Origin of the sequence: Halobaculum rarum (genome assembly GCF_040025155.1) — an archaeon.
GTDB classification, from domain to species: Archaea; Halobacteriota; Halobacteria; order Halobacteriales; family Haloferacaceae; genus Halobaculum; species Halobaculum rarum.
The window spans coordinates 2,076,925-2,100,995 of record NZ_CP157275.1; the positions used below are offsets into that span (position 1 = coordinate 2,076,925).

Annotated in this window: 24 protein-coding genes; 15 read left to right on the plus strand and 9 right to left on the minus strand. The window is 69.1% G+C overall.

Annotation, left to right across the window (positions count from 1 at the left end):
• Positions 1–36: 36 nt before the first annotated feature.
• Entirely contained in the window at positions 37–1,014 is a 978-nt protein-coding gene (locus ABJD39_RS10780; RefSeq protein WP_348608264.1) for an aldo/keto reductase, read from the minus strand.
• Positions 1,015–1,155: 141 nt separating this feature from the next.
• Between ABJD39_RS10780 and ABJD39_RS10785 the strand changes: the two genes are divergently transcribed.
• From ABJD39_RS10785 to ABJD39_RS10795, 3 genes are all read left to right on the plus strand, one after another.
• Positions 1,156–2,814, plus strand: a complete 1,659-nt coding sequence (locus ABJD39_RS10785; RefSeq protein WP_348608267.1) for an acyl-CoA synthetase — start codon at positions 1,156–1,158, stop codon at positions 2,812–2,814.
• A gap of 117 nt (positions 2,815–2,931) precedes the next feature.
• Positions 2,932–3,156 carry a zinc ribbon domain-containing protein gene (locus ABJD39_RS10790; protein ID WP_348608270.1) on the plus strand — a complete coding sequence of 75 codons (225 nt, stop codon included), beginning with the start codon at positions 2,932–2,934 and terminating at the stop codon, positions 3,154–3,156.
• Positions 3,157–3,321 carry a hypothetical protein gene (locus ABJD39_RS10795; protein ID WP_348608273.1) on the plus strand — a complete coding sequence of 55 codons (165 nt, stop codon included), beginning with the start codon at positions 3,157–3,159 and terminating at the stop codon, positions 3,319–3,321. It abuts the gene before it with no gap.
• A gap of 106 nt (positions 3,322–3,427) precedes the next feature.
• Here the strand turns inward: ABJD39_RS10795 and ABJD39_RS10800 are convergent, their stop codons facing one another.
• Positions 3,428–6,013, minus strand: a complete 2,586-nt coding sequence (locus tag ABJD39_RS10800) for a heavy metal translocating P-type ATPase (protein ID WP_348608276.1) — start codon at positions 6,011–6,013, stop codon at positions 3,428–3,430.
• 171 nt (positions 6,014–6,184) lie between these two features.
• Between ABJD39_RS10800 and ABJD39_RS10805 the strand changes: the two genes are divergently transcribed.
• A complete protein-coding gene (locus tag ABJD39_RS10805) occupies positions 6,185–6,385 on the plus strand; it encodes a heavy-metal-associated domain-containing protein (protein ID WP_348608279.1) in 201 nt (66 codons plus the stop codon).
• 46 nt (positions 6,386–6,431) lie between these two features.
• Here the strand turns inward: ABJD39_RS10805 and ABJD39_RS10810 are convergent, their stop codons facing one another.
• From ABJD39_RS10810 to ABJD39_RS10825, 4 genes are all read right to left on the minus strand, one after another.
• Positions 6,432–7,064, minus strand: a complete 633-nt coding sequence (locus ABJD39_RS10810; RefSeq protein ID WP_348608281.1) for a hypothetical protein — start codon at positions 7,062–7,064, stop codon at positions 6,432–6,434.
• A gap of 273 nt (positions 7,065–7,337) precedes the next feature.
• The gene (locus tag ABJD39_RS10815) at positions 7,338–7,931 is read right to left on the minus strand and encodes a peroxidase-related enzyme (RefSeq protein ID WP_348608284.1); all 594 of its coding nucleotides are present in this window, start codon (positions 7,929–7,931) and stop codon (positions 7,338–7,340) included.
• Between the two features lie 50 nt (positions 7,932–7,981).
• The gene (locus ABJD39_RS10820; RefSeq protein ID WP_348608287.1) at positions 7,982–8,482 is read right to left on the minus strand and encodes a metal-dependent hydrolase; all 501 of its coding nucleotides are present in this window, start codon (positions 8,480–8,482) and stop codon (positions 7,982–7,984) included.
• Between the two features lie 126 nt (positions 8,483–8,608).
• Positions 8,609–9,412, minus strand: coding sequence for an aldo/keto reductase (locus ABJD39_RS10825; RefSeq protein WP_348608290.1), 804 nt, complete (start codon positions 9,410–9,412; stop codon positions 8,609–8,611).
• 195 nt (positions 9,413–9,607) lie between these two features.
• Here ABJD39_RS10825 and ABJD39_RS10830 point away from each other — a divergent pair, with 195 nt between their 5' ends.
• Together ABJD39_RS10830 and gghA are read left to right on the plus strand one after the other, a co-directional pair.
• Positions 9,608–10,195 carry a DUF998 domain-containing protein gene (locus tag ABJD39_RS10830; protein ID WP_348608293.1) on the plus strand — a complete coding sequence of 196 codons (588 nt, stop codon included), beginning with the start codon at positions 9,608–9,610 and terminating at the stop codon, positions 10,193–10,195.
• Positions 10,196–10,239: 44 nt separating this feature from the next.
• Positions 10,240–12,861, plus strand: a complete 2,622-nt coding sequence (gghA, locus tag ABJD39_RS10835) for a glucosylglycerol hydrolase (RefSeq protein WP_348608296.1) — start codon at positions 10,240–10,242, stop codon at positions 12,859–12,861.
• 32 nt (positions 12,862–12,893) lie between these two features.
• Here the strand turns inward: gghA and ABJD39_RS10840 are convergent, their stop codons facing one another.
• Positions 12,894–14,531 carry a potassium channel family protein gene (locus ABJD39_RS10840; RefSeq protein ID WP_348608299.1) on the minus strand — a complete coding sequence of 546 codons (1,638 nt, stop codon included), beginning with the start codon at positions 14,529–14,531 and terminating at the stop codon, positions 12,894–12,896.
• A 93-nt stretch (positions 14,532–14,624) separates the two neighbouring features.
• On the opposite strand from ABJD39_RS10840, the gene ABJD39_RS10845 reads away from it, so the two are divergent.
• Positions 14,625–14,870, plus strand: a complete 246-nt coding sequence (locus ABJD39_RS10845) for a CDGSH iron-sulfur domain-containing protein (protein ID WP_348608301.1) — start codon at positions 14,625–14,627, stop codon at positions 14,868–14,870.
• Between the two features lie 18 nt (positions 14,871–14,888).
• Here the strand turns inward: ABJD39_RS10845 and ABJD39_RS10850 are convergent, their stop codons facing one another.
• Positions 14,889–15,755 carry a cytochrome c oxidase subunit 3 gene (locus tag ABJD39_RS10850; RefSeq protein ID WP_348608304.1) on the minus strand — a complete coding sequence of 289 codons (867 nt, stop codon included), beginning with the start codon at positions 15,753–15,755 and terminating at the stop codon, positions 14,889–14,891.
• Positions 15,756–15,911: 156 nt separating this feature from the next.
• Here ABJD39_RS10850 and ABJD39_RS15045 point away from each other — a divergent pair, with 156 nt between their 5' ends.
• The 5 genes from ABJD39_RS15045 (at position 15,912) to ABJD39_RS10870 (ending at position 20,955) form a co-directional block, all read left to right on the plus strand.
• Positions 15,912–16,067 carry a DUF7563 family protein gene (locus ABJD39_RS15045; protein WP_284062991.1) on the plus strand — a complete coding sequence of 52 codons (156 nt, stop codon included), beginning with the start codon at positions 15,912–15,914 and terminating at the stop codon, positions 16,065–16,067.
• An 85-nt stretch (positions 16,068–16,152) separates the two neighbouring features.
• Positions 16,153–16,644, plus strand: a complete 492-nt coding sequence (locus ABJD39_RS10855) for a DUF488 family protein, N3 subclade (protein ID WP_348608307.1) — start codon at positions 16,153–16,155, stop codon at positions 16,642–16,644.
• Positions 16,645–16,730: 86 nt separating this feature from the next.
• Positions 16,731–18,125: a hypothetical protein gene (locus ABJD39_RS10860; protein ID WP_348608309.1), complete on the plus strand. Its 1,395-nt coding sequence runs from the start codon at positions 16,731–16,733 to the stop codon at positions 18,123–18,125.
• A complete protein-coding gene (locus ABJD39_RS10865; RefSeq protein ID WP_348608311.1) occupies positions 18,122–18,439 on the plus strand; it encodes a DUF7410 domain-containing protein in 318 nt (105 codons plus the stop codon). The genes ABJD39_RS10860 and ABJD39_RS10865 overlap by 4 nt, the downstream gene beginning before the upstream one ends.
• A gap of 110 nt (positions 18,440–18,549) precedes the next feature.
• Positions 18,550–20,955, plus strand: a complete 2,406-nt coding sequence (locus ABJD39_RS10870; RefSeq protein ID WP_348608313.1) for a DUF7527 domain-containing protein — start codon at positions 18,550–18,552, stop codon at positions 20,953–20,955.
• A gap of 144 nt (positions 20,956–21,099) precedes the next feature.
• Here the strand turns inward: ABJD39_RS10870 and ABJD39_RS10875 are convergent, their stop codons facing one another.
• A complete protein-coding gene (locus ABJD39_RS10875) occupies positions 21,100–21,405 on the minus strand; it encodes a hypothetical protein (RefSeq protein ID WP_159667556.1) in 306 nt (101 codons plus the stop codon).
• A gap of 260 nt (positions 21,406–21,665) precedes the next feature.
• Here ABJD39_RS10875 and ABJD39_RS10880 point away from each other — a divergent pair, with 260 nt between their 5' ends.
• The 3 genes from ABJD39_RS10880 (at position 21,666) to ABJD39_RS10890 (ending at position 24,057) form a co-directional block, all read left to right on the plus strand.
• Positions 21,666–23,000: an adenylosuccinate synthase gene (locus ABJD39_RS10880; protein WP_348608316.1), complete on the plus strand. Its 1,335-nt coding sequence runs from the start codon at positions 21,666–21,668 to the stop codon at positions 22,998–23,000.
• 112 nt (positions 23,001–23,112) lie between these two features.
• Entirely contained in the window at positions 23,113–23,304 is a 192-nt protein-coding gene (locus ABJD39_RS10885) for a methytransferase partner Trm112 (protein WP_348608319.1), read from the plus strand.
• Between the two features lie 96 nt (positions 23,305–23,400).
• The gene (locus ABJD39_RS10890) at positions 23,401–24,057 is read left to right on the plus strand and encodes a DUF7524 family protein (protein WP_348608322.1); all 657 of its coding nucleotides are present in this window, start codon (positions 23,401–23,403) and stop codon (positions 24,055–24,057) included.
• Positions 24,058–24,071 lie beyond the last annotated feature (14 nt).

The window sequence follows — 24,071 nt, forward strand, 5'->3', positions numbered from 1 at the left end:
CTCCGACCGGAGTCCGTCCGGTGTCGGTCGGCACCGTCACTCGTGGCCGGACACTCGAACCGGCTCGTACGGCTCCTCCAGGTACTCCATGTCCGACGAGGACAGCGAGATGTCGAGCGCCTCGACGGCGTCCTCCAGGTGTTCGACGCTCGTCGTCCCGACGATCGGGGCGTCGACGGCGTCCTGCTCGAACAGCCACGCGAGGGCGATCTGGGCCATCTTCACGCCCTTCTCGGCTGCCAGCTCGGCGACGCGGGCGTTGATCTCCTCGCCGCCGCCTTCCAGGTACGGGTGCCGGCGGGCGTGCTCCTCGCTTTCGCCGCGCGTCGTCGCGTCGAGCTCGTCGACCGGGCGGGCGAGCCACCCGCGCGCCAGCGGCGACCACGGGATCACGCCGACGCCCTCGCGCTCACACAGCGGGAGCATCTCCCGTTCCTCCTCGCGGTACAGCAGATTGTAGTGGTTCTGCATGGTGACGTACCGCTCGAGCCCGAGATCGTCGGCCGTGTGGAGCGCGTCGGCGAACTGGTGGGCCCACATCGAGGAGGCGCCGACGTAGCGCGCCTTCCCGTCACGGACGGCCTCGTCGAGCGCCCGGACCGTCTGCTCGATCGGCGTGTCGTCGTCGTACCGGTGTGTCTGGTACAGGTCGACCGTCTCCATCCCGAGCCGGTCGAGGGAGTTGTCGAGCTCCTGTTGGATGGCCTTCCGGGAGAGCCCCCCGGAGTTGGGGTCGTCCTCGCGCATCCGGAAGTATCCCTTCGTGGCGACGACGAACTCGTCGCGGTCGTACTCCGCGAGCGCGTCGCCGAGGACGCGCTCGGAATCGCCGTCGGAGTACATGTTGGCGGTGTCGAAGAAGTTCACCCCCAACTCGATCGCGCGCTCGACGAGTTCGGTTCCCGCGTCCTCGTCGAGCACCCAGTCGCGCCAGTCGGGGTCGCCGAAGCTCATGCAGCCCAGACAGATCCGCGAGACGGTCATTCCCGTGTCGCCGAGGGTGGTGTACTCCATGTGCGAGCGTCGTCGGGCGGCGACAAAAACCCGGGTGGCGTCGTCGGTCACGTTCCGTCGATCCTCCCGACTGCGCGCCGATCCCAGCTACATGGAAACGGTACCCAAACGATTATTCCCTATACTGTCCACCCTCCGCGTATGCCGGTCGACTACGACACCGCCGTCGACGACTTCGAGTGGGACATCCCCGACGACTACACCCTCCCGTCGGTGATCGAGGGGCACGCGGAGGCGTTCGGCGACCGCGTCGCCGTGACGTTCCTCGACGACGAGGGAACGCGCGCGGAGCGCACGTACTCGGACATCCACGGGGACATGAACCGATTCGCCAACGCCCTCGAGGAGTTGGGCGTCGGCGAGGGCGACCGCGTGATGCACCTGCTCCCGCGTCACCCGGACGTGTTCGCCGTCCAGCTGGGCGTGCTCAAGCGGGGCGCGCTGGTCGTCCCCTGCTCGGAGATGCTCAAGCCGAAGGACCTGCAGTTCCGCGCGAACGACTGCGAGGCGACCACTGTCGTCGCCCACGAGTCGCTCGTGGACATGGTCGAGCCCATCGTCGACGAGACGCCCGTCGACACCCTGATCGCGGTCGGCGGATCGGGGCCCGAGGGCTGGCACGCGTTCGACGACCTGCTCGACGGGCGCGAGACCGAACACGATGGCCCCGACGTGGGCGCGCAGGACCCGATGAGCATCAACTACACCTCGGGCACCACCGGGCAGCCGAAGCCCGTCCTCCACAAGCACCGCTGGATGCGCGCGTTCGAGCTGGTGAACGCGCCGTACTGGTGGGGCGTCTCCGCCGAGGGAACCGACGCGCCCGGCGTCACTGACGACGATATCGACCTCGACGAGGAACTGCTGTGGGCGACGACCGGCACCGGCTGGGCGAAGTGGTTCTGGTCGCCCGTCGGCGTCGGCATCACTACCGGCGCGAGCCAACTGCTGTACGAGGGTGACTTCGACGCCGACGAGTTCCTCTCGGTGATGGAGGAGGAGGGCGTCACCCGGCTGTGTGCGGTGCCGACGCAGTACCGGATGTTCACCCAGACGGACCTGGAGCAGTACGACCTCCCGTTGAAGGAGGCGCTGTCGGCGGGCGAGCCGCTCAACCGCGAGCCGATCGAGGCGCTGCAGGACGCCTACGGCATCACCCCCCGCGACGGCTACGGGCAGACGGAGACCGTGTGTCTCGTCTCCAACTACCCCGGCATCGACGTGAAGGAGGGGTCGATGGGCAAGCCGACACCCGGCCTCGGCACCACGATCATCGACACCCAGGAGGAGGAGGAAATCGAGCCGGGCGAGACCGGCGAGATCGCGGTCCCGGTCGGCTGTCCGGGTATCTTCGAGCAGTACTACGAGAAGCCGAACCTCGACGAGAAGACGTTCTCGGGCGAGTACTACCGCACGGGCGATCTGGCCCGCGAGGACGAGGACGGCTACTTCTTCTTCGAGGGGCGCGCCGACGACATCATCCTCTCTGCGGGCTACCGCATCGGCCCGTTCGAGGTCGAGGACGCGCTCGTCTCTCACGAGGCGGTCGCGGAGGCGGCCGCGGTCGGGTCACCCCACGAGGAGCGCGGCGACGTGGTGAAGGCGTACGTCGTCCTCGCGGAGGGCTACGAGGGGAGCGACGATCTGACCGACGAACTGCAAACCTACATGAAATCGGAGACGGCGCCGTACAAGTACCCGCGCCGGATCGAGTACGTCGACGAGCTGCCGAAGACCTCCTCCGGCAAGACGCGGCGGATCGAACTCCGCGAGCGCGAGGAGGACCTGTTCGGGGAGTAGCCGCACAGTAGCGCGCGGCCCGTCGCGGACGCGACCACCATCGCCATTGCGCCCCACGTCGGAGAGTCGCCCGATCGCCGCCCAAGACTTATTCTACACCCCGGAGAACGCCGTCGTATGGCAGCAGCGCCCTCCACCGATAGCGACGACGGCTGTCCCAAGTGTGGTCACACCGACGCCGAGGTCGGGAAGATCTCGACCACTGGCGGCGGACTGAGCAAGATGTTCGATATCCAGACCAACTCCTTCCGGGTGGTCTCGTGTACGAACTGCGGCTACTCGGAGCTGTACCGCGACACCGGCTCCGCCGGCAGCGACCTCGTCGACGTGTTCCTCGGGTAGATGGCCGCCGAGGGAGCGATCCTCCTCGTGTTCGTCCTGCTCGCGCTCGCGGCGCCGCTCGTGCTCTACGTGCTGGTCAGGGACGAACGCAAGCGCGACGCCGAGACCGTCGCCGACCGCGAGGCGGCCGAGCGGGCCGCCCGCCGCGACACCCGCGAGCGCTGAGTCTGGCGGCTACGCGCGCTTCGAGGGGGCGGATGGAGCTCCTGTTCGGGGTGTTGTAGCGCCCCACGGAGGGACGCGCCGCCGCGGTGGCCCGATCCCGCCGAGTTCAGCGGAACCGGCCGAACAGTCGGTAGCGCTCGTCGGGGTCGTACGACCGGAACGCCATGCTGTTGGCGAGCACCGAGACGCTGGAGAACGCCATCGCGCCCGCCGCGAGCACCGGCTGGAGCAGCCCCAGGGAGGCCAGCGGGATCATCGCGGTGTTGTAGCCGAGCGCCCAGAAGAGGTTCTGCTTGATCTTCGAGAGCGTCCCCTCCGAGACGTTGATCGCCTTCACCACGTCGAACGGATCCGAGCGCATCAACGTCACGTCGGCGGCCTCGATGGCCACGTCGGTGCCGGAGCCGATGGCGACGCCGACGAACGCCGAGACCAGCGCGGGCGCGTCGTTCACCCCGTCGCCGACCATCATCGCCCGCGAGCCGTCCGCCTGGATCGACTCGACGGCGTCGGCCTTGTCCTCCGGCAGGACGCCCGCGCGGACGTTCTCCGGCTCGATCCCGACGCGCTCGGCGACCGCGCGGGCGGTGCGCTCGTTGTCGCCGGTGATCATGTGGACGGCGATCCCGCGTTTGTGGAGCGCCTCCACCGCGGCGACGGCCGACTCGCGGACCTCGTCTGCGACCGCGAGCACGCCCAGCAGCTCGCCGTCGGCGGCGACGAGCATCGCCGTCTTCCCCTCCGACTCCAGCTCGCGCATCGCCTCCAGCGCGGGCTCGGGGTCCACGTCCTCCTCGCGCAGGAGCTCGGGCTTGCCGACGACGACGGTGCCGTGCTCGGTGCGCCCGCGGATCCCCTTCCCGGAGACGTTCTGGAGCACCTGGAGGTCGCCCGGCTCGACGCCGCGCTCGCGGGCCCCGGCCACGACGGCCTCGCCGATCGGGTGCTCGCTGCCGCTCTCGGCGGTCGCGGCCGCAGCGAGCAGGCGAGCCATCGGACCCTCGGCGTCGCCCGTCCGCTCACCCTCCTCGTCGGCCGGCACCGCGCCGTCCGTCGCCGGTGTAACGGGCTGAACGTCGGTGAGGGTCATCTCGCCGCGCGTGAGCGTCCCGGTCTTGTCGAACACGACCGTGTCGGTGTCGCGGACGCGCTCCAACACGTCGCCACCCTTGAACAGGACGCCGTGCTGGGCGCCGATGCTCGTGCCGACCATCGTTGCCGCCGGCGTCGCCAGCCCGAGCGCGCACGGACAGGCGATGAGGACGGCCGAGGCGAACACCAGCACCGCGAACTCGGTGACGCCGACGGCGGCGGGGCCGCCAGCCGCCAGCCCCCACACCGGGAGCGCCGAGACGACGCCCGCGAGCGTCTCGGGCGCGAGGAACCACACCGCCCCCCACAGCAGAGCGTTGGCGATCACCGCGGGGACGAAGTACGCCGAGATGCGGTCGGCGATGCGTTGGATGTCGGGCTGGCGCGACTGCGCCTCCTTCACCCGGGTGACGATCTGCTGGATCGCGGTCTCCTCGCCGACCTTCGTCGCCTCGATCACGAGGACGCCGTTCTCGTTGACCGTCGAGCCGATCACCTCGTCGCCGGGCTCCTTCCCGACGGGGACGGACTCGCCGGTCACCATCGACTCGTCGACGGCGGACTCTCCCTCGCGGACGACGCCGTCGGTCGGGACGCGCTCGCCGGGGCGCACCTTCAGGCGGTCGCCAACGACGACCTCGTCGATCGGAACCTCCCGCTCGGTGCCGTCGTCCTCGACGAGCGTCGCGGTGTCGGCCTCGAGCTCCAGCAGCGACCGGATCGCCTCGCCGGCCTGCGACTTCGAGCGCGCCTCCAGGTAGTTGCCGAGCGTGATGAACACGAGGATGAGCGCGGCCGTGTCGAAGTACAGCCCCGCCCGCGGAAGCACGCCCAGCAGGGCGATCACGGAGTAGCCGTACGCCGTCGTCGACCCCAGCGCGATGAGCACGTCCATGTTCGCGCGGCCGTTGACGACGAGCGCCTTGTAGGAGTTCACGTAGAACTCCCGGCCCAGGAGGACCTGCACGGGCGTCGCGAGCGCGAACGCGACCCACCCGATGTGGAGGCCAGTCCCGGGGATCTCCTCGGGAAGCACGCCCGGCGCGAACAGCTCCAGCACGAGCATCGCGATCAGCGGCGCCGACAGCGCCGCGCCGAACAGTGTCAGGCGGCGCTGGTGGCGCAGTTCGGCCGCCCGCGCGGCGTCCTTCGCGGACTGCCCGTCGCCGTCCTCGCCGTCCTCGCGGATCGGCTCGTACCCTGCGGCCTCGACGGCCTCGTAGATGTCCTCGCGCGTCGTCACCGACGGCGCGTACGTCACCGTCGCCTCGTCGGTCGCGTAGTTCGCGTCGACCGAGACGACGCCGGGGAGGTCGCCGACGGCGTCCTCGATGGTCGCCGAACAGTTCGCGCACGTCATGCCCGTGACGCCGACGGTGACGGTCTCGGCGATCGGGTCGTAGCCGGCCGATTCGACCGCCTCGAACACCTCGGCCAGCGAGACGCGCTCGGGGTCGTACTCCACGGTCGCCTCGTCGGTGGCGTAGTTCGCCGTCGCCTCCGCGCCGTCGAGGCCCGCCACGGCGTCCTCGATGGTGGCGGCGCAGTTGGCGCAGGTCATCCCGCCGATGTCGATCGTCACGCGCTGCCTGTCACTCATTGCTTCCTAGTACGGGGTCCGTATTCATGCGGTTTGTGCCTTCGAGATCGGTGCTTCGATCGGGATTATATCTTTCAAACGAAGGCAGATCGCGGCTCAGTTCTTCGATCGAAATCAGATGTGCGTTCCGAGACCGAAACAGGAATGACGGCCCGGCCGCTACGGTCGCCCATGACGACGACCATGCGGATCACCGGAATGACCTGCGGCGGCTGTGAGGCGAACGTGGTCGAGGCGCTCGAGGGCGTCGCCGGCGTCGACGGGGCGACCGCGGACCACGAGGCTGACCAGGCGGTCGTCGAGGGCGACGCCGACCCGCTGGACCTCATCACCGCGGTGCCCGACCAGTACGAGGTCGAGTCGACGTCCTGAGTGTGATGAATAAACTGAATTAAACACTCGAACAAAGTTATCCGAACTACTCGAATTTTGATTGATACAGGTATTCAACGTGCGACCTCTGAAGATACCCTTTTTTGAAAAGATCGAGCAGATAGGTCTCTGACTCCTCACGAGATTTGGGCATCTGTTTCTCTACGTATTCCAAGAAATCACGGAGTCGGTAACGGTCTCCCACACCCCAATCTAATTCAGGTTCGATATGCTGGTACATCTGAAGGTTCTCAAAGAATCTCCGACGAATTCCCTTCGCCACACCCTGTTCAATAACCCATTCAACCAATTCTTCAGCTTCAGAGACTCCTGTAGAGATTTGAGAATATACAAAGAACGCGAGTAAGTCTCGCCAACATTTTGCAAGAAATGGTTTTTTCTGATAAGGTGGCGCGTCGCCACGAAGTCGATCTTGCTCGGCTTGATAGATCCAATCGTCGGTCTCAGCCCAAATCATACCAGCATCTTTCGCTGACAAATGTTGATTAATTATCCAGAAATCAAACATAGAATCCCGAATACGCTGGCGGATTTGATACCGCTTCTGGTACTCTGCGTTCTCTGAGAGGTCCTCATCTAGTTCTCCCAGAAGAAATCGACGGTCTCGCTCAGTCAGAATGCCTCGATTTCTATTTTTGTACTCCTCATTCGCAGACATATTCTTAGCTATTGGGCTAATTCTATTAGTTCCAGCGCTAATAGTCAATCATTCTAAGTGACTGGGTGATGCATATCAATTTGGATGTCAGTTATCAGCGCTATTGGCGCGATACTGGTTGTAGCGTTCATGAACGTACTTCCGAGTACCATGCCGGTACAATTGACTGGCGACATACACCTTGCATATTTTCTCTTCACGCTGATCGTTGGAGTCAGCGTCTATCAAGGCCTGAAAAAGTAGCCAGATCACCGATCAAAATACTTCAAACCTCTATCGCCCCATCGCGTAGAACTCGTCGTTGGGTCGCCAGTCGGCGAACGTCGCCATCCGGTTGGAGAGGTTGAAGAAGGCGGCGACCATCCCGATGTCCCACACTTCCTCCTCGGAGTACCCGGCCTCGTACAGCAGATCCAGGTCCTCGGTCGCTACCGCGTCCGGCTCCTCCGTTAGCTTCACTGCCACCTCCAGCATCGCCATGCGCTCGTCGCTCACGTCCGCAGTCCGGTGGTTGGACACGAGCTGGTCCGCGAGGTGCGGGTCCTTCGCGTAGATGCGCACGAGCGCGCCGTGGGCGACGTTGCAGTACAGACAGTTGTTCCGCCCGGAGACGGCGACGACGATCATCTCCACCTCCTCGCGGTCGAGCGTGGTGTCGTCGACGAGGGCGTCGTGGAACGCCATGAACGCCCGGAAGTGGCTGGGTTTGTACGCCAGTGCCGACATGACGTTCGGGGTGAAGCCCGCACGCTCGGCTTCCTCGTCGAGGCGCTCGCGGATGTCCTCGGGTACCTCGTCGTAGTCGGGGACCGGGAAGCGTCGCTGGGCGTCGTCGAGCAGGTCCGGTCGAGTGGATTCCTCGCTCATGTGGCTGGGTACGGACACCCGGGATAAATCGGTACCCCTAGCTCGCCCGCTCAGATCGGTACGCCCTGCACCGCCAGCGCGACCGCGGCCGCCAGCGCGAACACGCCGAGGACGAACAGCGTCCAGTTCCAGATCGTCGAGTCGGCGGTCGTGAGCGACAGCGACCAGGTCCGCGGGTACGGCCACAGGAAGTTCACGCCCATCGGCGTGATCACGTCGCCAAGCAGGTGCGCGACGACGGTTCCGAAGCCGAGGAGGAAGCCGAACGCGACCATGGAAACGTCGCCCGGGACCGCGATCGAGAGGACGGGCTCGACGAGCGAGGCGGCGCCCGCGAAGACGGCGCCGACGACGGCCGCGAACAGCAGGGAGTGGGTCGGCCCCCGGTGGGAGATGCCGGGGACGCGGTGGTCCACGTCCGGCAGCATCGCGAGGTAGAGAACCGTGCCGGCGACCAGCGCGCCGAACACGGGGAAGCCGGTCGAGAGCAGCCAGAACGTGATCGGCGCGAGCGTGAGCATGGCGACGCCGAAGTGGCCGCGTTTGTACACGGGCGACGGTGAGACGGCGTCGGTGAAGAACGCTCGGATCGCGGACGCGGGCGTGCCGCCCGAGCGCCGCGGGCCTGCGGGGGACACCACGGCGGCCCGATCGATCCTCCCCGTCGACGCGACGGCCTATCGGTTCCAGGCGGCGTCGTCGGGGTCGATGACGCGCTCGCGGACGTCGTACTCGGCGATGCGGTCGAGGTCCGCCTCGTCCAGTTGCAACTCCTGCGCCTCGAAGTTCGCGCGGACGTGCTCGCCGGTCGCCTTCGGGATGGGGACGAGCGCCTCCTGCGCGAACGCCCACGCGAGACAGACCGCGGCGGTACTGGTGTCGTGTTTCTCGGCGATCTCGGTGAGCAGCGGGTCGTCCAGCGCCTCGCCGCGCCCGAGCGGCGAGTAGCCGACTAGGTAGTGGTCGTGGTCGACTGCGTACTCCCGGAGTTCCTCCTGCGGGAACAGCGGGTGGCACTCTACTTGGTGGGCCGCGACCGGCGAATCGAGGATCGCCCGCGCCTCCTCGAGCAGGTCGGGCGTGAAGTTCGACAGGCCGACGTGGTCGCACAGCCCCGCCTCGCGCAGTTCGTCCATCGCGCGCAGGCTCTCCTCGGGGTCGTACGCCGAGATCGGCCAGTGGACGTACAGGAGATCGACCGCGTCGAGCCCGAGGCGTTCCAGCGACTCGCGGGCGGTCCGTTTGGCGTCCCCGTACGCGAGGTTGTCGGGGTGGATCTTCGTCGCCACGACCACCTCCTCGCGAGGCACGTCGGCGCGGCGGATCCCCTCGCCCACCGCCTCCTCGTTGTCGTACATCTGAGCGGTGTCGACGTGGCGATAGCCCGTCTCCAACGCCGTCTTCACCGTCTCGGCGCACTCCTCGAAGTCGTCGTTCGCGGAGGTGCCGAGGCCGAGCGCCGGGAGGCCGAGTTCGGTCATCGTCCGTGGTGCGCGCGTGACGACCGAAAGCGTTCGGGAGGCGGAATCTCGCGCGGGGGAACGCCTCCGGTGGCGGCGACGCCCGGTGGCGGCGATGCCCGGCGCCGGCGACGCCCACACCGCGGATCGATGCACCCCTCGCGCGTTGCTCCCGGTTGGACAACACCCATCACCCCCGCGGCGGATCGGGCGTCCGTGACGAACACGCGTCGACGGCTGGCGGCGGCGTCGGGGGCGGGCGCGATGATCGCCGCGCTGGGCGGCATCGCGCTCGCGGTCGCGCTGGCGCCGTGGTTCTCGGTGACCGCGAACGCGCTGTCCGACCTGGGCGTCGCCGACCGCGCCGCGGTCGCGACGGCGTTCAACGGGGGACTCCTGCTCGGCGGCGCCGTCGCGCTCGTGTACGCGTGGACGCTGTGGGCGGCCGCCGGGACGCTCTGGAGTCGAGTCGTCGCCGTCGAGTTCGGCGTCGCGGCACTGCTCATGGGTGGCGTCGGCGCGTTCCCGTCCGGAACCTCGCTCCACTTCCCCGTCGCGCTCGGCTTCTATCTCGTTCTCACGCTGGTGCTGGCGACCGACGGGGCGGTCCGGCGGACGACGACGGCTGGACGGCTCGCGCTCGCGGCCGCCGGCGTCCACGTCGGGCAGTGGTGGCTCTGGATCGCGGGCGTCAGGCTCGGTCCGGGGCTCGCGATCCCCGAACTCGTCGGCGCGCTCCTGCTCGCGGCTTGGGTGGTGGCGGGGTCGCCGGTCGCGCCGCTCACGAACCGTGTGTCTCGCTGACGCGTGACGGTGCAGTCAAGCCCGTGGCGCCTCTGGAGCCGGTAATGAGCCTCGACGCGACCGGGGAGGCTACGCTGCTCCCGGAGGAGACGGCGGCGCTGGTGGAGCGACACGAGCGGATTCGATCCGAACACGACGACGAGACGGCGGCAGCGAAGGCGCTCGTTCCCGAACTGGGCGCGCACGTCCGCGACGACCACGCGACCGTCGGGATCTGGACGCCCGGCCTCGTCGAGCACGGGGTCGACCCCGACGCTGTCTTCCTGGAGGTGCTGACACCGCCCGCGGATCTGGATCCCGCAGCGACCGACCCGCGCGAGGTCTCCTTCGAGCGATCGCTCGTCGAGACGCGCCGCGCGGGGGAGGTGACGTGGGCGGCCGTGGAGGGGATGGTCACCGGCACCCGTGAGCGGCTCGGCTCGCTGTACCAGCTGGTGTACGATCCGGGCCAGGGTGCCGAAGCGGTCGACGACGGGGGCGCCGCCGGACGCGACGCCGACCCCGCCGACCGCCCCGGCGAACTCGGCGCCGGCGGCCTCGCGACGATCCAGGACCCGCTCGCGGACTCCGTCCCGTTCGGGGCCTTTGCGCCGGCGGAGCTGTACGACCGCGAGAGCCTCGACCGCGAGCGCGCCGACCGAGCCTACTTCGAGGCGCTCAGCACCGAGGACGAGCGCGTCGCCACGAGCGAGGACGACGGCCTCCCGCGGGTCGAGCCGGCGACGAGCATGGTCGAGGTCCATCCCGGCACGGCAACCGAGCGTGGCTCGCTCGGCGGGCTCGCCGACTTCGTCGCGGGGATCGGCGAGAAACGGCGCGCCGGCGAGGAGCTGACCGCCTTCGAGGAGACGTTCGCGGGCTACGACGCGGTCCAGTTGATGCCCGTTGAGCCGCTGACCCAGCGCGCGGACGCCCCGGGCTACTGGCGAGGTCTCTCCCGCGACGGCGACGCGGCGACGGCGACGGTCGCGCGTCCGGAGAAGATCAACTGGGGCTACGACGTGGTCGTCCGGGCGTTCTCGGCGCCGAACCCGTCGATCCTCGAGTCCGGACGCCCCGACGAACTGGTCGACTTCATCGCCGCCTGCCACACGCTCCCCGACCCGGTGAAGGTCGTGTTCGACGTGGCGCTGGGCCACGCCGACGACGGCGGGCTCCGGCTGCTCCCCGACCGGTTCTTCCACGGGCCGGGGATGTACGGGCAGCACCTCGATTACCTGGAGCCGTGGGTCCGCGCGCACGTGCTCGATTTCCAGCGCCGAAAGCTGGACTGGGGCGCCGACGGCATCCGCGTCGACGGCGCGCAGGACTTCCGCAACTGGAACCCCGAGACCGAGGAGATGGAACACGACGACGCGCTCCTCGCGGAGATGGACGCCGTCACTCAGGAGGTCGCGGGGACCGAGTACCGCCCGTGGCTGATCTACGAGGACGGCCGACCGTGGCCCCGCCACGACTGGGAACTCGCGTCGACGTACCGCACCCTCATCGAGCAGCACCCCCACTCGTTCCAGTGGTCGCCGATCACGTTCGCGCACAACAAGCCCGCGATGCTCACCTTCTGGGCGAGCAAGTGGTGGCGCGTCCGCGAGGTGGCCGACATGGGGCGCAACTGGATCACCGGCGTCGCCAACCACGACACCGTGCGGCGGGGGACGCAGGTCGACGTGCCCGAGTCGTGGGAGGGCGACCCGATCAACCGCTACCTCGGCGACTCGGCGCCGGAGATCCTCGACCGCGCGTACGACAACCCCGCGACGAGCGCCCTGCTGCACTGCCTGCTGCCGGGCGTCCCCATGGACTTCCTCAACGCCAACGCCCGCGGCCCGTGGGGCTTCGTCCGCGACACCGACGCCGAGTGGAACGTGAAGGTCGTCGCCGACGAGCACAACCTCCTCGACTGGCAGGTCCGCCCCGAACACTACGATGACGAGCGCTTCTTCACCCGGCTGAAGGCGATGGGATTCGGGACGCGCGAGCAACTCGACGAGTTCGCGAAGGCGCTCGCGGCGACCGTCGAGCCGACCGACTACGACCGCGAGACGATGGCGGCGCTGCTGTCGGCGCTCGATCTGCCGATCGACCCGACCGCCGCCGACCTCGACCGCTTCGCCGACGCGTGGATGCGTGACGTGGCCGAGTTCGCGAACCTCGGACACTGGCGGGACACACAGGATCTCGAGCGAACGAGGTTCGCCCGCCGGGTCCGCGAGTTCCGGCAGGCGCGCCCGTGGCTCCGCGAGTCGATGCGGCTGCCCGACGCACCCGATGTCGAGGCGGCGGTGACCGCGAACGCCGCCGGCGAAACGGCGACTGCCGCCCCCGGAGCCGACGCCGCCGGAACCGACGCCGAAGCGACCGATCGCTTCGACTATCGGCACCCGACCGACGGGTCGGTCGTCTACTACGGGCTCAGGGAGTCCCCGGGCGGCGACGAGCGAGTGCTGTTCGTCGGCAACATGGAGGGCGCGGCGACGACCGTGACGCCGGCGGCCCTGCTCGACGACGCCGAACTCGACCCGGCGGCGTTCGACGCGGCGCTGGTGGCTCCCGGCATCACAGCGCGTCGGGAGGCGCCGCCGACCGTCGACGAGCCGTTCGAACTCGCGAACGGCGAGGCGGTCGTGTTCGTCGCCGGGGCGGAGCCGTACACCGTGAACAGCTGATAGAACAGCTGATAGAACCGCTGGTAGAACCGCTAGCAGAACCGTTCGTTGAACCGGTTCACGGCGTCGTCGGTGCCGGCGACGACGAGCCTGTCGCCGGCGATCACCTTCGTGTCGGGACCGACGTTCGTGATCAGGTCGCCCTCGCGCTCGACGGCGACGACCGTGACACCGGTCTCGGCCCGCACGTCCGCCTCCGCGAGCGTCCGACCCTCAAGCCGCGGTGTGGCCGTCCGGACCAGGTCGACCTGTGTCTCCGGTCGCAACACCTCCTCGTCGAGCAGATGTGAGGCGATAAGACGGCCCGAGACCGTCGACAGCGAGAGCACGTAGTCGGCGCCGGCACGGTAGAGCTTCGGGACCGAGTCAGCGTCGTTCGCCCGGGCGATCACCTCGGCGTGTGGCGCGACCTGCTTCACCGCCAGCGTGGCGAAGATGGTCGTCGTGTCCGAGTCGAGCGCGATCACGACCGCCCGTGCGTCGGCGACGCCGGCCGCCTCTAGGGTCTCGCGGTCGGTCGCGTCGCCGACGATGTCGACGCCCGGCGCGTCGCGCTCGTCGACGACGATGACCTCGTCGCTGGGGCGCACCTCAGCGGCCGCGCTCTGGCCGACCATCCCGTACCCGGCGACGACGACGGAGCCGCGGCGTCGGCGTCGCGTCTCCGAGAGCGTGAGGTCCTTCAGCGCCTCGAGTTCCGACTCCGTTCCGACGACGAGCAGGACGGTGTGCTCGTCGATGACACGCCCGGGACGGGGCGGCGATTCGAACTCGCCGTCGTTCCACGCGCCGAGGACGTTCGCGCCGGTCCGGTCGCCGATCGCCGACCCGGCGACGGACTCGCCGACCAGCGGGCTGCCGTGGTGGACCAGCAGCTCGGCGATCTGGAAGTCCTCGCCGATCTCGACCCCGTCGCCCAGTTCGTCGGTGACGCTCGCGGTCGCTTTCGACCCGAGGCTCTCGCCGAGCAGGCGTCGCGGCGACAGCACGCGGTCGGCGCCGGCGTAGCGGTGGTAGTCCGCGATGGCCTCGTTCTCGACGAAGCTGACGATCCGGAGGTCGGCCGGATCCTCGGAGACCTCACGCGCGGAGAGGATAATACTCGCGTTCGTCTCGTCGTCGTCGTCGGCCACGAGCGCGCGTGCGCGGTCGACGTTGGCGGCGCGCATCGTCTCGACCGATTCGGGATCCCCGTACACGACGTTGTCCTCCCCCTTGTCGTAGATCCTCGCCGCCTCGTCCTCGTCGCCGATGACGAACAGGTACGGTACGTCGCGCGCGTCGAGTTCGTCGCGGAGGACGCGCCCTCTGGGCGTGTACCCGCAGATGACGACGTGGTGGGCGAGGTCGGCGGCGGTGGTCGGCGGCGTCGTCGACAGCGTCTCCTCGAACAGCGGGAAGACGAACGCCGGCAGCGCCATGAAGATCAGGACGACCCCGGTGATGTCCATCACGATGACGAAGGCGTTCATCACGTCCGTCTCCCACGGCGCGTCGGAGCCGTAGCCGGTCGTCGTGAACGTCTCGATAACCACCCGGAGGTGGTGAATGAACGACCGCTCGCTCCCCTCGAACGTCCGCATCCCGTAGTCGTACGCGACCGCGAACAGCAGGACGACGACCGTGATGGCGAGCAGGTACGCCGCGGTCCGTCGTCGCCACTTTCCCATACCCTTCCGTGCGGTGGCATCGTGTTAACGGGTGCGGAAGCGTCAGTACATCGACCCCCGTGAACTGATGGGCCTCGGAGGTGAAGCCCGCCCGTGCGCGAAGTCACGCTCGAAGCCACCGGGCCGCTCCGACTGGACGAGGACGACATCGACGAGGGGAAAGGCGACATCGCGGTGTGTCGCTGCGGGCTCAGCGAGGAGTTCCCGTTGTGCGACGGCTCACACCGGCGGACCGAGGACGAGGAGACGGGCATCCGCTACAAGTACGTCGACGGCGAGCGCCGGGTCGTCGAGGAGATCCGGCTCTCGGAGGCGGACGACGAACGCGAGGAGGAGTGAGCGTCGGTTCGGTGACGCCTACGCGCCGACCTCGGCGCCGACGTACAGCGCGACGACGAGGAAGATCCAGACGGCGTCGACGAAGTGCCAGTACATCGAAACGGTCGTCACGGAGACGTGACGGTCGGCGGAGTACTGCCCCAGGAGCGCGCGCACGAACACGATCGTAAGCAGCACCGCGCCCATCGTGACGTGCAGCCCGTGCAGTCCCGTGAGTCCGTAGAACGCCGACCCGAACAGGCCGGAGGTGAGGGTGAACTCCTCGTGGATGATGAACTCGTAGTACTCGTACACCTGCCCGCCGATGAACACGATCCCGAGCAGCAGCGTGGCCGCGAGCCAGCCGAGGAACTTCCCGCGATCGTTGCGCCGAATGGCGCCGTGGGCGAAGTGCAGCGTCACCGACGAGATGATGAGGATCGTGGTGTTGATGATGACCAGCGACCCGAGCAGTGTCGGGAGGTCGCTCGCGACCTCCGCCCACGCGTTCTGCGAGCGGATGAAGAAGAAGTACGTGAAGCCGGCGCTGAAGGTCGCGATCTCCGACCCGAGGAACGCGATCATCCCCCACCTGAGCTTGCTCGCGCTGTGTTCGTCGGCGCCCCGCTCCCAGAAGTGCGTGACGAACGCGTGATACATCCACCCGTAGATGCCGAGCAAGAACAGCCCGATGCTCCCGACCATCACGCCGGGGCCGATCATCGGGCCGACGATGTTTCGGTCGCCGACGGCCATGAGGTACAGCGCCGCGCCGATGTAGATGCCGGCGCCCCCGAGCGCCGTGACGAACGGCCACCACGAGGCCTCCCCGAAGCCGCGCGGCCAGTCCTCGACCGCGGGCAGGTGGTGCCCGTCGTCGTGGGCGTCTTCCGTTTCTGTAGCCATGCGCGCCGGTAGCCGACGCGGAGACAAAAATCCTCCCACCTGCGCCGACGGCCGGCGGTCCGACGGCGCGTCGATATCGGACCTCGGAGTTCGACTCCCGGTAATTTGCGTGGACGGCCGATACACATACTACGGTAGACGATAACTACCAGATCTATGCCGGAGTGCAGGAACTGTAGTTCGTTCGTCACCGAACGGTACGTCCGAGTGTTCGCTCCGGAAGGGATGAACAACGTCCGCGTGTGCCCTTCCTGTGAAGACATGGTCCGCGAGGGCGCCAGCGTGCGAGAGGCCCGGTCAAAGCGCGTCTGACCTCCGCTGTTCCGTCCCGTTCCGCCGGAGCCGTGCGTTCCGGGCCAGCGGTGCGTTTTTGCCCGCCGACGTTCCTGCCCAACTCGTGGCGGTGTCCGACACCTACGTCGTCGAACTCGACCGCGAGGGCGACGATATTCCGCCGGAGGCCCGACTGATCGGCGTCGCGGCGGCGCCCTCGCGACGCCTGCGTACGCTCGTCGACGAGGTTCGCCCGGCGCTGGCTCCGCCGCGGGCGCTCCGTGACGACCACGCCGACGCCGCGGCGTCGTTCCGGATCGACGGGCTCTGTGAGTCCGGCGCGCACAACGCGGCGTGGGACCGCGTCGACTTCGCCGACCGCTACCGCGAGCACCTCGCGTCCGATCCCGACGCCCGGGCGGCGCTCGATTCGCTGTGTACGACGCTGAACGCGGGTGCGGACGTTGTGATCGTTGGCCCCGAGCGCTCCGGCGAACTGCGGAGCCACCGAACGGTCCTTCGCGAGGTGCTCGTCGAGCGGACGGACGGTGTGCGTACCGACGCAGGCGACGACCGCGTCGGCGCTGTCCGTGACCACGTCGACGATGCCGGTTGATCAGTCGCCGCCGGCGTCAGCGAGATCTGCCACGAGTCCGCCGAGGTTTCGCAAGCTACTCGGCCGCCCGCTCTCAACCGCCGGTGATGGATCGCCACTCCCGATGTGCCGGCGTCGCGAGGCGCGCGACCCCGTTCGCGCTCGCGGCGCTTGCGGTGCTCGCGAGCGCGGCCCGCGTCGCCGCCCACGCCGGCGGCGTTCGCGGCGCGACCCGCGAGACGGTGACGGTGCCGACGTGGCTGTTCCTCGCCACCGGCGGCGCCGTCGTCGGCGCGTCGTTTCTCCTCGCGTCGGCGGTCACCGACCGAACCTACATCCGCCGGATCGACGGCTGGGGGCGCGCGCTCCCGGACGCCGGTCGTGTCGCCCGGCTCCTCGCGAGGGGGGTCGGGCTCGCGGCGCTCGCGGTCACGGTCGTCGCCGGCCTGTTCGGACCGACCGCCGCTACTGACAGCGCGGCCGTCCTGATCGTGTGGGTCGGCTGGTGGGCCGTGTTCGTGCTCTCGGCGTACCTCCTCGGCAACGCGTGGCCGGCGGTCGACCCGTTCCGCGCGATCGCCGGCGCGTTCCCGTCGCTCGACCGCCCGTATCCCGAGCGGTTCGGGTCGTGGCCGGCGGTCGTCGGCCTGCTCGCGCTCGTGTACCTGGAAGTGGTGACGCCGATGGCGGACGACCCGCGACTGCTCACCGCGCTCGTGCTCGGCTACCTCGGCGTCTCCGTCGCCGGGAGCGTCGCCTTCGGCGTCGACGACTGGTTCGCCAGCGCGGATCCGGTCTCGCAACTGTTGGCGGCGTACGGCCGGGTCGCCCCCGTCACGCGCACCGACGACGGTCTGCGGCTCCGTATCCCCGGAATGGGGCTCACCGATGCCGCGTGGATCGACGGCCGCGACGACGTCGGCTTCGTCGTCGCGATCGTCTTCGTCACCACCTACGACGGGTTCGTCGGCACCGCCGCGTGGGGCGACATCGCGCGCCCGCTCGTCGAGGCGGGGGTCCCCGCGCTCGCCGTCTATCTGGCGGCGATGCTGGTCGGGTACGGCCTGTTCCTCGCGCTGTATCTCGCGTCCGCCCGCGCGGCCCGGTGGACCGCCGACACGTACCTCGCGCGGGGCGTGCTCGCCCGGCGGTTCGCGCCGTCGCTGTTGGCCATCGCCGCCGGCTACCACCTCGCGCACAACCTCGCGACGGCGCTTTCGCTGTCGCCGACGCTCGCGGTCGTGCTCACGTCGCCGCTGTCGCCCCCGGCGACCGTCCCGGCGCTGCTCGTGCCCGGCTGGGTCGGCGGCGTCGGCGTCGCCGCGGTGCTGGCCGGTCACCTGCTGGCCGTCTGGGTGGCGCACGCGGTCGCCTACGATCTGTTCCCCGATCGGCTGCAGGCGATCCGGAGCCAGTACGGCGTCACCGTCGCGATGGTGGCGTACACGATGGCGAGCCTGTGGATCGTCTCGCGCCCCGGAGGTGCCCCCCCGTTCGTATGAGGGACACGGAGCCAGCCGGCGACGACGCCCCCGCCGGCACCGACGCGCGCGACCCGACCGCCGACCGCTACGAGGTGCCGGCCGACGCGACGGCGTTCACGTGCCCGCGGTGCGGTCGGCCGTTCGCCCGCGAGCGTCACCGCGACCTGCACCTCGGACAGGACCATCCGGACCTCGGCGACGACGAGCGCGCGGCCTACGAGCACGCACGCGAGGAGGAGTCCGACGAGCTCCGCCGGTTCCGGATCGTGTCGCTGGGGATGCTCGTCCTCCTGTACTTCGGCTTCCTGTTCTTATACGCTATCGCGGCCTGACCGGCGCACTCGACTCGCGAACTCGAAGCTGTCAACCGCCGAGAACCACTGTCCGACGACCGTCCGACCAGGCGGAAGGTATTTGCGTCGGACGCAGCGATGTACCGCCGATGGACGGCGAAACAGTCGAAACGGTGACCGGATGGGAGTCCGAGCCGCTCTCGGGGGGGATCGACGGGCTCCGTACCTTGCAGTCCCGCGAGTTCACCGGGGCGGTCACCGAGGGACACGCGTGGCTGTTCATGTTGAACGGTCGCGTGATCGGCGTGTTCGACGGGTCGCTGGACTCGTTCGCGGACGCCGACGGCACCGCATACGCCGCGCCCGACCCGTCGCTGCCGCTGCTGTACGCGATGCGAGAACGCGGCGGCGAGACGAAGGCGCGCTACTACACGAACGACACGGCCCTATCGGCCGCGGACGCGAAGCTCTCCTCCGGGAAGTTCACCGGCTACATCGAGCTGTCGGAGAACGTCCTCTCGGGCGACTACTACGCGGTCTACTACGGTGGTCGCCGGCTCGCGTGCGCGTTCGTCGGCACGGGCGAACAGAAACAGGTCCTCACCGGCGACGAGGCGTTCGAGGCCGCCGACGACGAGATCGGGATCTACGAGGTCGTCGACGTCGACGTCGATGTCGTCGACATCCCGGAACCGGAACCTGACCCGGAGCCACAGCCGGATCCGGACCCGATGCCGGACGCCGGAACCGGGGACGCGAGCACGGATCCGGACGGTGCCGTCGGCGACGACGCGCCCGGAGACGACTCCCCGACGAGCATCACGTTCGGCGGCGGCGACGGGTCGACCGACACGGACGACTCGGCGGCGAACCCCGCCGCAGACGACGATGCGTCCGGCCCGAACGCCCACAGGGCGACCGATCCCGATGTACCGGACACCCCGACCGACGCCGGCGGTGTCGGGGCCGGATCGGGTGAGAGCGACGACCCGACGTCCGACGCCGCCGCGACGGGGAAGGACTCGGGTTCGACGGCGACGTCGAACACGACGGCGGAGCCGGACGACCCCGACGAGACGGGCGGGACCGACGACGCCGTCGAGGCGACCGTCGGTGCGCCGACGGAGGAGGACGACGGGACGGCGGGCGCGACGCGATCGGTCGACGACTTGCCCGCCGAGGACGGCGCGGCGACCGGACCGGGACCGGCCGAACCCGGGCGACCCGCGGCGTCGCGATCGGCAGAGTCGTCCGGCGACGCGGAGGACCGCGGGGAGTCGGACGGCGACGGCGACCCGTTCTCCGCGGAAGAACAGTGGCGCGAAACCCGATCGATCCCGTCGCTCGACCCGTCACAAACGGCGACCACGGAGATGACGGAGGCACAGACGAACGCGTCGAACGCGGCCGCAGACCGCCGCCGACAGCGGGACGGATCGACGCACCGAACGGCCTCCACGACGGAAGACGTCGGTCGGGGCGAGCGCTCCCGCAGCGTCGACTCGGACGATCGGCGGTCGAGTGATCGCGGCGACGGCGCGCCGGCCCCGACCGCAGGCCCGGTCGACGCCAGCGAGGAACTCGCGGCCGCGCGGGAGGCGTTGGCGACGGCGCGGGCCGAGCGCGACCGCGCCATCGAGGGCGCCCGCGAGGCGCGCGAGCAGCTGGAGTCGAACGAGGACGAACTCGATCGGCTCCGCGAGGAGAACGACCGCCTCTCCGAGCGCGTCGAGGAACTGGAGGCGGAGCTGTCCGAGGCGCGCGAGGAGGTGGAGGCGGCGCGCGAGCGGGCGTCGTCCGGCGACGTGAACGGAGATGACAACGACGCGTCCGCCCGCACGATCCCGGCGGACCGAGCGCTGGCGGGGACGAACCTGTTCGTCCGGTACGACTCGAAAGGCGGTGCGACGCTGTCGAAGGCCCACGCCGGCGGCGCGAGCCGGTCGGACGTGAACGACAACCTCCGACTGGAGCTACACACCGACTTCGACGCCGCCGACGCCGCCGTCGAGGAGCGTCCGTTCCGCGAGTACCTCACCGACACGATCGAGTACGGCTTCGTCGAGTGGGCCGCGCGCGAGCTGCTGTATGAGATCCAAAGCACCGGCAACGAGTCGGCGCTGCGGGACCTGTTCGACGCCATCCCGGAGATCGACCGGGCCGAGCTCGACGGCACCGTCGCGGTCGACGGCGCCGACGGCGGCGCGACCGAGCACACGTTCGATGTCGTACTCCGCGACCGCATGGGCAACCCGCTGCTGGTGGCCGACGTGACGGAGGGCCGTGACGCGACGACCGAGTCGATGCTCGACGGGCTCGTCGGCGACGCGAGCGCGGTCGCCGACGCCGACGACCACCTCGCGGCCGGCTTCTACGTCACCGCCTCCTTCTTCGAGCCGGGTGCGCTGGAGGCGGCCGCCGACGCCACCGGCGGGGGGCTGCTCTCTCGCGGCAAGCGCAAGAGCTTCGTGAAGCTCTCGCGCAAGCAGGGGTTTCACCTCTGTCTGGTCGAGTCACGCGAGGGCGAGTTCCACGTGAACGTCCCCGAACTGTAGTCGAGCCGTTTCGGGGTCGCCGCTGGTTCGGGGTTGTCCGTTTTCCGTTCGACACCGTGACGAACGCGAGCAAGGAGACAGCTGCGGCGCTATCGCGGCCGCAGCGAGGTGACCGCAGGAAGCGTCAGCCGAATTCCGGTCGGGTCAGCCCTCGAGTTCCGGCGCGTCCTCGATCCGCATGCCGCCGATCTTCTCGACGATCTCGTCGATCTTGCCGTCGAGTTCGTCGACGAACTCGGCGGTCCGCTCGGTCGTGATCGCACCCTGGCTGGACGGCTCGATGAGGTTCTCCTCCTCGAGTACGCGCAGCGAGTAGCGGACCTTGTGGTGGGGGTATCCCGTCTCGTTGGACATCTTCACGATCCCGATCGGCTCGTTCTCGATGACCATACGGAGAACTTGGAGGTGTCGCTCCAGCATATCGACCTCCTTCTCCAGTCTGTCTATCATGGCACGTGTTAACTCGTCCGTGCTCCCTTTAAAAGTTCTCCTCCCGGCCGGGATCGGGTTGCCCGACCGTCACGATGTCGGGCGATCTCGTCTCCATCTCCGGTGTGGGTCTGGTTAACGGTTACGACCACGTCTCGAACGGGAAATGCGCAGATGCGAATAGTCCGGTCCGTTCTGGGACGCGATAATACACATATGTGGATCATCACTGCCCGCGGACCGTAATCGGTTTATTGTGCCGCGCGGAACCAGCGGTCGGTATGACTGTCACCATCGTCGGTTCCCAGCTCGGGGACGAGGGCAAGGGCGCCCTCGTCGACCTGTGGGGCGGGGACGCCGACGTCGTCGTGCGGTATCAGGGGGGCGACAACGCCGGCCACACCGTCGTCGAGGGCGGCGAGGAGTACGCGCTCTCGCTGGTTCCCTCCGGCGCCGTCCGCGGCAAGGTCGGCGTGCTCGGGAACGGCTGCGTCGTGAACCCGCGCACGCTCTTCGAGGAGATCGGGACGCTCCGGGAACGCGGACTGGAGCCGGACGTGCGTGTCGCCAAGCGCGCGCACGTCATCATGCCGTATCACCGGCGTCTCGACGGCATCGAGGAGGAGGCGAAGGCCGACTCCGACTCCGGCCTCGAGGTCGGCACGACCGGTCGCGGGATCGGTCCCACCTACGAGGACAAGGCGGGTCGCCGCGGCGTCCGCGTCGGCGACCTGCTCGATCCGGACGTGCTGCGCGAGCGGTTGGAGTACGCCGTCCCGCAGAAGCGCGCGCTCGTCGAGGACGTGTACGGGCTCGATGTGGGGGAGGAACTCGACATCGACGCGCTCCACGAGGAGTACGCCGAGTTCGGTCGTCGCCTCCGCGAGGAGGGGATGGCGGTCAACTGTTCGGATTTCCTCCACGACCGCAGGGAGTCCGGGGACAACGTCATGTTCGAGGGCGCGCAGGGCACCCTCATCGACGTCGACCACGGGAGCTACCCGTACGTCACCTCCTCGAACCCGACCGCCGGCGGCGCCGCCACCGGTACCGGCGTCGGCCCGACCGTCACCGGACGCGGCGAGGTCGTCGGCGTCGTGAAGGCGTACCTCTCGCGCGTCGGCGAGGGCCCGATGCCGACCGAACTCGACGGCGACGAGCGCGAGGAGACGCTCGCGAGCGACATCCGCGAGAAGGGCGGCGAGTTCGGCACCGTCACCGGCCGGCCGCGCCGCATCGGCTGGCTCGACGTGCCGATGCTACGCCACGCCGCTCGCGTCAACGGCTACACCGGGATCGCCGTCAACCACCTCGACGTGCTCGGCGGGCTGGACGAGCTGAAGGTCGGCCACGCGTACGACCTCGACGGCGAGGAGCGACTGTCGCTGCCGGCGACGACCGAGCGCTGGGCCGAGTGCGAGCCGGTGGTGCGCGAGTTCGATCCGTGGGAGGCGTTCGACGTCGCCGCCGTCGCCGAGGAGGGGTACGAGGCGCTGCCCGCCGCCGCCCGCGACTACCTGGAATACCTCGAGGGCCAACTCGACACGCCCGTCTACGCCGTCGGCGTCGGGCCCGACCGCGAGCAGACGGTCGTGCGGACGAACCCCTGGGAATAGGGCGGCCGCGACGCCCACGTGTGGGTCTCGGTCCCGACGACACGGACGCGAGCGCCGACACGGACACGTGGAACCCGCACGCTTTTGGCCGACCCGCGCCACGAATCGGCCAATGAAGGAGTCCCTGTTGGACATCGTCTGCTGCCCGCTCGACAAGCACGACCTCGAACTCGACGTGACCGAACGCGAGGAGGGCGAGGACGGCGAGATCATCGCGGGCACGCTCACCTGCACCGACTGCGGCGAGACGTATCCCATCGAGGACGGGATCCCGAACCTGCTGCCGCCGGACATGCGCGAGTAGGCGACGGCTCTCGGCCTCGCCGTCTACCGGAGGCGTCGGTCGACGATAGTCGCCGCGGCGACGAACTTTTTTATCGTCCCGGCGGGAGGGGAACCCGTGTCGTCAGAGGCAGCCGTCCTGGGGGTGACGCTGAACCGCGACCGGCTCAACGGGGTGACAGCGCCGGAATCGTTCGCGGCCGACGGCGAGTTCGCCGTCGCGCTCAGAAACGAGGGGGAGCCGATCCACGTACACCTGCGATTCGACGGACCGATCGCCGAGGCCGCGTCGGTCGCGCCGCCGAATCACTACGTCGACGGCGGGGCGACCCGCACGGTTCGCGTGTCGGTCGCGTCCGTGAACGCCGCGGTGGAGGGGGCCCTGGAGATCGTCGTGGGCCACGGTGCGGAGAAGACGACCGTGCCGCTGCGGGTCGTCCCGCCGGCGACCGCCGACGGCGACTCACCGGCGTCGGCCGCCGACCCGTCGGCGTCGACGCCGACGGATGACGAACGGTCGGTATCAGCGTCGGCCGTACAACAGCAACTCGCGGAGGGTATCGAACGTGCCCGTTCGGTCGCGGGCGCGGCGATCGATCGCGAGGTGGCGGCGTCTTCGCCGAAGCCGGGGACGCTCGCGGTCGGCGCTCTCGCGGCCGCGGCGCTCGTCGGGGCGGGGATCGTCGCCGTCGCGCTCGACGGACTCGCGGTCACGCTCGGGGTGGTCGCCGTCTGTGTCGCGGTGCTGGTCGCCGGATTCCTGCTGCTCGGATAGACGAGTCGGGCGGG